This window comes from Sporosarcina sp. P13, from assembly GCF_002743055.1.
Taxonomy (GTDB): domain Bacteria; phylum Bacillota; class Bacilli; order Bacillales_A; family Planococcaceae; genus Sporosarcina.
In genome coordinates, this window is sequence record NZ_PDYM01000040.1 from 21,155 (window position 1) to 30,098 (window position 8,944).

Sequence of the window (8,944 nt, forward strand, 5' to 3'; positions counted from 1 at the left end):
GAGGTATATATGGAGACTCAAAAACAAAAATTCAAGAAAGTCTTCGAAAAAATTACGAAAAACAAACAAGTATATGAATCTGTGCTTCTTATAGAAAACTTTAGCGGGGATTTTTCCTATCATCTTGGGTACGGTGGAAAGACGATAGATACCCCCATCCTAATGGCAAGCATTACCAAGCTGTTCACAAGCACGTGTATTCTTATGTTGAGAGAGCAAGGGAAACTTTCACTAGACGACAAAATAGCAAAATACTTTGACGAAGAGACGTTGCGTAGCCTTCATATATACAAGGGGCAAGAGTATTCTATGGATCTTACACTCTCTCATTTATTATTTCATACAAGTGGATTACCGGATGCTATAGAGGAAGGCAGTAATAAGGCCAAAAAACGCGCTATATACAAGGATAGGCAAATTTGTATTGATGAAACCATCATGAAAACGAAACAATTGAAACCACACTTTGCACCAGGTATTGGAAAAAGAGCCCATTACGCAAATATAAACTTTGATATCCTAGGAAAAATAATTGAAATAGTTACTGATTCAACATTGGAAGATGTTTATAAGCAATTCATCTTCGACCCTTTAGGACTCAAAAATACATACCTTCCGATAAATGAAGGTGATTATGTTCCTAATGTTTATTATAAGGACACCTCCTTTTATCTTCCGAAAACGGTTAGAAGTATTCCTGCCAGTGGCGGTTGTATTTCTACGGCTCGTGAATTAATGATATTTATTAAGGCTTTTTTGGGAGGAAGGTTGTGTAATAAAACTGTTTTTCATGAATTAGAAATCAATAACAAGTTGCAAGCTTCCATGTTCCCCATTCAATACGGTGCCGGATATATGAAAATTTCGTTGGGGGGTCTTGTGACACTATTTATGGGAAAAGGTGAATTATTAGGTCATTCAGGCTCAACAGGTTCATTTGCGTTTTATTATCCTGAATCGGATTTGTTTTTTGTCGGAGATGTCAACCAAATGGCACAGCCTGCACTTCCTGTACGTTTGGCGATGCGACTCGCTATGTCTGTAAGATCGTAAGGATTTTTACAAGTATACATTGAGGGGTACCTGTGCACCAAGCTTTTATGAATACGTAAACATTCACGTTAGTTTCTTACACAGGTACTTTTTTCAAAGGGTAATTTTATACCCTACTCCCACTTCCTAAACGAAACTTCCAGTGTAAATTCATCCCCCGCCACATCAGCGACTACATTTCCCCCTTGTTTTTCAACAAGCTGCTGAACAATATGTAAGCCTAATCCAACTTGCTCACCGGTACGACTAGTATCCATCCTGAATGTTCTATCAAAAATCCGTTGAACTTCTGCAAGATTAAACGTCTCCACGTCATTTGCGACCCGTAATCGAATATACTCTTGGTCCTCTAGTAAACCAATCGTTACATAGCTTTTGCTATAGGCTAGCGCATTTTGAATGATATTAGCTACAATCCGATCTGTCGCTTTCTTATCTGCCAGAATAGGTGAAACTGCATGTTCATCGATCTGCACTTGCAATTGCTTCTTCTCGAACTCACCATAAAACGTCAGCATCACTTCTACGACTAGTTGATCCAGAAAGTTCTTCTCCATGACCATTTTTTTGTCCAATGAATCCAGTTGTGAGAGTTCATAGAACAAATCCACCACATTGGTCAGATTATCGATTTTCTTTTGAACGACCGCAAGATACTCACTTTTCTCCGCTTCAGACAATGATGGATTAGACAACAATTCCGAAAACCCTTTAATAGACGTTAAGGGGGTTCGCAAATCATGTGAGATATTGGTAATTTCTTGCTTTAGATTCATTTCTCTCGTGTAATTTTGCTGCTGATCTTGCTTAAATAAATGAATGAGCTGGTTGATTTTCGCAGCAAATCGGGCCAGGTTCTTATTATGGGTATGGGTGCGAACTACTTCGTTTGTCCCGAAGTTCTCAATGATTTCCTCTAATTGTTTCGTCATCTGTTTAATATCCCAATGAAGTACTAGGAACATTCCAACGCTAACGAGTAGTAGTGAAATCAGTACGATGATAATCAACCAGCTGCTCACATTCATTCATCCTTTCTCAATCAATCGTTTGCTTCGCGAACTTTGTGACTCCAATTAATAAAACTATAACAGATAGCAGTACGCCCGTAATCCAGTATTGGTAACCGAATGTGACGGTATCATTCATGAAATGTAGTAAGTTATCGTTCAATAAAGCATCTGGTGCATATTTATATACATCTTGTAAACTCGTAACCTGTCGCAATAAAATCCGCAACAAGTCACCCGAAAACACAAAGACTAGCAGCATGACAATCAAACTATAAATTTCACCGACCTTCAACATATTCAGCGAATGGATCGTAAAGAATGCACTGAGTATAATCGGTAACATGTTAACTAGTGCAATCAAAAAGTCTTTGACCGACTGACTATCGCCAGTCAACAGCGTCTCTCCCAACCCAATCATCAGACCTATACCGATGACACTAAGTAGCAAGAAATAACGTAACGTCAAGATCAGTTTGGACCAGAAGATGGCATTCCTGGATACCCCAAAAGAAACTACATTTTTTAACACGTCCTTATCCTTGCCTGTGAGACTGAAATTATAAAGAAAGCCTACAATAACAATAAACCCACCGCCACCGATGATATTCGTATAGTAAAATCTACTCGTAGCATAAGGAAAATTCGGATCAGATTTTTGAGAATAGTACAGCACAGCGGCTACGACTACCAGGAGCAATAAACAAACGAGACTGGTTATATGCAGAGACTTTTTACGCATCATGCGGTATTGTTCACTTTTCAAATAATTACTCATGACGATCCCCCCCAACCAATTCCAAGTAATATCCTTCCAGATTCCGTGACTCTATTCGGAACTCACTTACGGACACTCCATTCTCCAGTAACAGACGATTGATGTCTGCGCTGCACTCGACATGATTGTGAATCGTTATTACTTGATTAGGAAGTACTTTGAATTGGATATCTGCATAGGTCTGTTCCAATAAGCGTGCGGTTTTGGCTGGATCATCGACCGTCAGCTGAAGCTGTTTCTGGCTTTTCTGTTGTAGTGTATCTTTACTTACATCCTCGACAATGACACCGTTCTTAATAAAGACAAAACGTGTCGCCAGCAATTGTAACTCGGTTAAAATATGACTGGAAATACATATCGTGATTTGTTTTTCTCGATTCAGTCTTACCAATAAATTACGTATCTCCCGAATTCCATCCGCATCCAGCCCATTGATCGGCTCATCCAGCACTAAACAATCAGGACTGTTTAGCAAACATAGAGCTATCCCTAATCGCTGTTTCATTCCCATAGAATAGTCTTTAAACCGTTTTTTATTTTCCTTTGCAAGGTTCACAATCTCCAAGACTTCATCTACACGCTTCTTTTCAACGACGCCACGCTGAATTCGGAAATACTCTAGATTTTGTGAGGCAGTAAAGTCCGGGTAGAAGGCAGGCGTTTCCACTAAGAAGCCCATCCGACTCCTTACTTGCGCTATGTCCCCTCCAGTTTTCCCAAACAAATGAATGTCACCCGCAGTTGGATGTAATTGGCCTGCAAGCATTTTAAAGAGCGTCGATTTCCCTGATCCATTCGGGCCAATCAAGGCACAAATTTCGCCTTTTCGTAATGAAAAATCAAGGGGCTTAATAATCGTCGTGTCTTTAAACTTTTTCGTTAGTTGATACACTTGAATAATACTCTCCATGTCATCGACTCCTTTTCTAAACTTCTTGATACGTATAGTTTAGCGCAGATCTCTTTAATATCCTTTAAGCAAACCATAAAGAAATCATAAGGAATTACACGAGCTTGAATCCAATCCCCCAAATCGTTTGAATATATTCGTCAGCAGTACGTTCAGCAATCTTCTTGCGGAGATTCGAAATATGAACACTTATCGTATTGTCATCCCCATAGTACGTTCCTTTCCAAATGCTTTCGTAGATGTCCTTTTTAGAAAACGCTCGCTCTGGATTACGCATCAATAAAGACAGAATATCAAATTCCGCATTGGTCAACTGCAGTTCTTGTTCATCTAAAGACACAGTCAGTTTTTCCGTATGCATCGTCAACTTTCGCCATACGAGCTTCGTTGTCGGCAGCGGATGAACATTCGACTTTCGCAATTGAACTTCTACTCTCGCCAACACCTCTTGCTGATTAAACGGCTTCGTTATATAATCATCCGCACCCATCTTCAATACGTTCACTTTATTTTCAATATCCACTTTAGCTGAAATGACAATGATCGGAATTGAACTTCCTTCCCGAATCTCTTCTATCAATTCCTCCCCACTTTTTCCCGGTAGCATTAAATCCAATAAAATTAAGTCGAAACTAGTAGCTTGCAACTGTAGCAGTCCTTCCGTTCCCGAATAAGCTAACACCGTATCTGCACCTGTCGTTGTTAACATGACGCTTAGTAGCTTACTAATTTCTTGATCGTCTTCAATAATTAAAATTCTTTTGCCTTCATTCATCATAATCACCTATCTTTACATGTGTTGTATTTCATTGAGTATACCTAATCCTGTGCAAAAGAAAAAACACTCGCCATCACAACGAGTGTTTTAATCATTTTATGAAAGCCATTTCAATTGTTCAGGGACCTGGCACTTTTTAAAAACTTAATTCTTAATCCATTTAAATCCATTCACTTCCCAAGTTTCTTCATATGATTCACCTGTATTTACGGATAGGTCATAACTATTTCCGATTGGTCCATTACTAAAAAAAGCATTTTCTTCTATTTTTGTAACACTTGCAAGTAGTACTACTTAAGATAATTTATTTTCAACGAATGCCCACTCACCTATGCTTTCAACACCATTAGGTATTACTATTGATGTTAGGTCATTATCTATAAACACCCAATACCTATGCTCGAAATATTGCTTGACAAAGTTATTGAATTTAGACAGCTATTCGCGAATACTGCTTCACCTATACTTTCAATACTATCAGGTATTACTACTGAACCTAGCTCATTTAGGGTAACATCTGCTTTTAAATGAAACTCTCCATCTTCACCTAAATAAAATGGGTACCCCGCAAATGCTGACACATCGATACTTTTAACCCCATCAGGTATTACTATTGAAGTTAGACCTTTTTCATAAAATGTATGATTGCCTATATGTTTGACACTCACCCCATTTATTTTTTCAGGAAAAACGACAGCCTTAGTGGCAGTATCCTCATAGCCTATAATTATTACTGTTAGTTGATTAAATATAAGCCCATCCACTGTTACCTTTTCGCTATTCCCGTCTTATACCTAATTCATCTAGGCTTTCGATCGAACCTTCACCGTGCAAGCGACTTTCATCGCACACGGCGATCCATCAGCGGTAGATCTTGAAACTTATTTCCCTGCGTTGATTATATAATAAGTTTTTTACTTTTGATTCTAGAAAGTAACCTTGGGGTGGAATTTTAGAATTAATAGACACATTAAATATTTGGCACACGACTATTTAAATGAAACAGCAGTTGTTAGTACGGACTACTTATTAACGTATTAACAATTCTCGATAAATTTCTTTGACAAAGATTTAGTGCCCCATTTGTCGAATCGTGTAGCTCTGTCGACTTATTTTCAATCTTTTCCCTAAAGTTCTTTAAATCAATATCCTTTTTCTTGATGTGATTATGAAATTCTTCTAGGACTGCAGAAATTTCTCGCCTGTAATTATTAATTTCAAGTTCCAAGTTGCTAAAATACATACTTTTTGATTTCAGTTTGGCGGAGGCACCTGAGATTTTCATTCTTATTTCCGTTTCCTTTTCCTTGATATCTTCTATCTTCATATCAAGTTCCTGCATTTTATTTTTTGCTTCTTGATCATTCATTACCTTTGGATCAATCGCTTCTGATAAAAAATTGTTCTTGAATTCCCCAATTCTTATTGATTCATAGTCAACATAATCTCTCAACAAGTTAAAATGTTCTGTATTTAAAAAGTTTAACTCTATCAAAATCTCGATAAGCGCTTCATTTTTATCCATCAAGAAATTCGTATAAATACGATCTCTTTCTTTTTTATCATTCATTCTTGACGATTCTTCAATGGAATACATTTGAATACTTTTTTGCGACTCGTGCGTTTTTATCATTGATCTATCTTGCGCTGCCAATTGTTCTTTATGTAGTTTGTATTGAGAATTAATTTGGAATTGCGTTGTCACTGCTATAGCTGCCAATCCCACAATCGCTCCCAGGTACCCACCCCAATAACTCAACCAACCATCCGCAGAACCAAGCGCCTTGCCGAAGATGTCTATCGTCATGACAATACTTAAAATCGCCGGCAACGTAAAAAGAACTAGTGCTGTCGTAAAAATAGTCCCCAATACTTTTTTATCCATTAAAATCACCTCATGGATATAATACATCATAATCTTCTACAAATATCTAATCTCTACTACTTTTAGAGATAATTTACTTAAAATCTTTGAACCTTGCACCTATTTTCAAATTGAGATAATTAATAAAAGAAGGGATGAAATCGAGATTCTTCTCGATCTATTCTTTATTCTGTGACGTCATCTTAAGTTCATTGATTATTGGTCTGTGCAAATTCGTCAATTCGAGCTGTGGATTTTTTGCCTGATCACATAGTCATGTTTGTCGATTCATCAGGTTGCAGTGCACGTAATTCTTTAATGGCGGGACGTTTTTCATATTCTCTAATTCACCCAAATATACTCATCTAGGAGGTGTGTAGGTTTGGATGGAAATAAAAGATTGGCCATTGAACTTGCGAAAGCTTTGATCCAGAATGTCCATGTAAAGCCAGTTTTCAATAAGAGGTACGATAGTGATGCAAACATCATTGTCTACACCATTGAAGATAACGAGTTCTCTTTTAACGATATTGTACTTCATTTTGAAGAGTCTCTTAAGAAATCTAAAGAATATCACTAGGGCAGTGGATGGCTCTTTGCATAAAAATACACCTTACTCTGTAGGTGCTTTTGTTGAAGATCCCTAACGAATTGTTGCCGACAAAATGCCATTCCCGTCTCATACTCTCGGCTTTCGATCTAGCTTTTACCGCGCTTCATCGCACACGGTGATCTATCAGCGGTAGATCTTGAAACTCATTTCAGCAGAGTTATTTAAGTACCAGGTCCCGAAAATATTCTGAATCGTTCAGGGACCTGGTACTCTCTTTTAAAAATTGCATAAAAATTTCATGATTGTTTAAACATTTACGTTTGTTTCTCTCTGGGGTACCTTTTAATTGTGCTGTCAACAACATTCCTTTTCCATTTTATTCACGAAATGTATTCTATTAATTTAGAGAAAAAAGGCGATAACAGTGTACTATGGGCCGAAGCATTTGATACAAAAGCTATATACTTTTCTTTAAAGCTAGGTTTTCCTACAGAATTCTCCATATCATCTACTAATCGAATTAAATCTTGCCTTTCGCTAACCTTATTAATTTGTTCTAGAACTATCTTTAATTCACTAAAAACACTATCTTCTAGTATAGTAATTTTCATATTAGCGGTTGAGTTCTCAATTTCACCCCCGTCCATACTCCCTACTAAACTACCGACATTAGTAGCAGAACCGTTAATGTTAATTGTCCCTTCTACACTACAATTTACTATTTTTCCGCCATTTAACTTCCCGACTAACCCCCCTATACTAGAAATATTGTTTTGATCTTTATTCATATTAATCCCCCTTCCTAATCCTCCGCTATTCGACAAAAGAGGGAGAAACCCTTTATTATTCTACCTAACAAAGAATATCAAGTTGACTCTAAATTCCCCCCCAACACAAAAGAAAAAACACTCGCCATCACTACGAGTGTTTCAATCATTTTATGAAAGCCATTTCGGTGGCGTATTTTTAGACCAATAAATATCCCCAACCGTATGATGCGCAACAAAGCCATCTTCCGCGGTATGGTAATGGAAATTATAGAAATAGCCATCGATTGGGCGCTTTTCCGTACGCACATGGAAACGGATTAAGTCTTGCTCAGCCGTTTTATCATAGACGTGGAAAATCTTTTCTGCATAATCGCCTGAAGGTTGTTCCGTGATCGCAAGACGGCGGTCTGCAGCATTATGTATAGTCGTCTGAATCACCGCTTCAATTCTCGGGAAAATCTCTGTATCAAATTCATTTTGTATCTTCGGACCAATGCGTGTCCCAAACTTTTCATACGCAAGCAATCTCGCATGCTCGACTAACTGCCGTTCATCTATATGCGTCGGTTCATCTAACGTCAGTGAATACTGCGTACCTCCGCTTCTGGCATCCGTCTCATTCGACTCGTCCTTATCGTGAAAACTATGCCAGATCTCATGACTTGGCGTAATCGCCCCAAGCGTCAACACAGCCACCGACGCAATCATCAATCGCTGCAACCACTGCTTCATCTTCATCACTCCCTTCAACAAATCGCCATACATCCTATTATCTCATACGAAAAGCATGACAAAAGGTTTCATCTTTCTTTAATTCATTGTACAATATAATCAAACTTCAATCATGCTTTTCACAAAATGTTCTTTGATTGCAAGTTAAGCAAATGTAATCAACACGCTACATAAAAGGGGGTCGCAACAATGGATGTTAACTTCCTACTAGGAATCTTTATGCTCGTTCTAACTTTATACCTGGCCTCATTATCTGTCACTAACGGCTAAAACCAAAAGCGGAAGACGCCGCTTAGACTCGACAGGCGTTGGAAGACTAGCAATAAAGGCGCTCTTTGCCTTTACTGCTAGTCTGAAACGTCCCGAGAGTCTGGCGTCTGTAGCTGGATGAAACCAAAAGCGGAAGACGCCGTCTAGACTCGACAGGCACTGGAGGGCTTGATGAAAAGGTGCGTTCTTTGCACCTTATCGGAAAGACCGAAGTGACCGAGAGTCT

At 38.3% G+C, this 8,944-nt stretch carries 10 protein-coding genes; 2 read left to right on the forward strand and 8 right to left on the reverse strand.

The window, feature by feature from the left end:
* Positions 1–9: 9 nt before the first annotated feature.
* Complete coding sequence (locus CSV79_RS14270; protein ID WP_099689719.1) at positions 10–1,053, forward strand: serine hydrolase domain-containing protein; 1,044 nt, start codon at positions 10–12, stop codon at positions 1,051–1,053.
* A 113-nt stretch (positions 1,054–1,166) separates the two neighbouring features.
* Here CSV79_RS14270 and CSV79_RS14275 read toward each other — a convergent pair whose 3' ends face one another.
* The 6 genes from CSV79_RS14275 to CSV79_RS14300 all read right to left on the reverse strand — a co-directional run bounded on the left by CSV79_RS14275 (position 1,167) and on the right by CSV79_RS14300 (position 6,414).
* A complete protein-coding gene (locus CSV79_RS14275; protein ID WP_099689720.1) occupies positions 1,167–2,075 on the reverse strand; it encodes a sensor histidine kinase in 909 nt (302 codons plus the stop codon).
* Positions 2,076–2,091: 16 nt separating this feature from the next.
* Complete coding sequence (locus CSV79_RS14280; RefSeq protein WP_099689721.1) at positions 2,092–2,841, reverse strand: ABC transporter permease; 750 nt, start codon at positions 2,839–2,841, stop codon at positions 2,092–2,094.
* Positions 2,834–3,751: an ATP-binding cassette domain-containing protein gene (locus CSV79_RS14285; protein ID WP_099689722.1), complete on the reverse strand. Its 918-nt coding sequence runs from the start codon at positions 3,749–3,751 to the stop codon at positions 2,834–2,836. Before CSV79_RS14285 ends, CSV79_RS14280 begins: the two co-directional genes overlap by 8 nt.
* 94 nt (positions 3,752–3,845) lie before the next feature.
* The gene (locus tag CSV79_RS14290) at positions 3,846–4,526 is read right to left on the reverse strand and encodes a response regulator transcription factor (protein WP_099689723.1); all 681 of its coding nucleotides are present in this window, start codon (positions 4,524–4,526) and stop codon (positions 3,846–3,848) included.
* A gap of 380 nt (positions 4,527–4,906) precedes the next feature.
* On the reverse strand, positions 4,907–5,293 hold the full coding sequence (locus CSV79_RS14295; RefSeq protein ID WP_099689724.1) for a leucine-rich repeat domain-containing protein: 387 nt from the start codon (positions 5,291–5,293) through the stop codon (positions 4,907–4,909).
* Between the two features lie 248 nt (positions 5,294–5,541).
* A complete protein-coding gene (locus CSV79_RS14300) occupies positions 5,542–6,414 on the reverse strand; it encodes a hypothetical protein (protein WP_099689725.1) in 873 nt (290 codons plus the stop codon).
* Between the two features lie 361 nt (positions 6,415–6,775).
* Here CSV79_RS14300 and CSV79_RS14305 point away from each other — a divergent pair, with 361 nt between their 5' ends.
* Positions 6,776–6,973: a hypothetical protein gene (locus tag CSV79_RS14305; protein WP_099689726.1), complete on the forward strand. Its 198-nt coding sequence runs from the start codon at positions 6,776–6,778 to the stop codon at positions 6,971–6,973.
* Between the two features lie 353 nt (positions 6,974–7,326).
* On the opposite strand, the gene CSV79_RS14310 is transcribed toward CSV79_RS14305, so the two are convergent.
* Both CSV79_RS14310 and CSV79_RS14315 read right to left on the reverse strand, forming a co-directional pair.
* The gene (locus CSV79_RS14310) at positions 7,327–7,734 is read right to left on the reverse strand and encodes a GLUG motif-containing protein (RefSeq protein WP_099689727.1); all 408 of its coding nucleotides are present in this window, start codon (positions 7,732–7,734) and stop codon (positions 7,327–7,329) included.
* 150 nt (positions 7,735–7,884) lie between these two features.
* Positions 7,885–8,448, reverse strand: coding sequence for a YpjP family protein (locus tag CSV79_RS14315; RefSeq protein WP_099689728.1), 564 nt, complete (start codon positions 8,446–8,448; stop codon positions 7,885–7,887).
* Positions 8,449–8,944 lie beyond the last annotated feature (496 nt).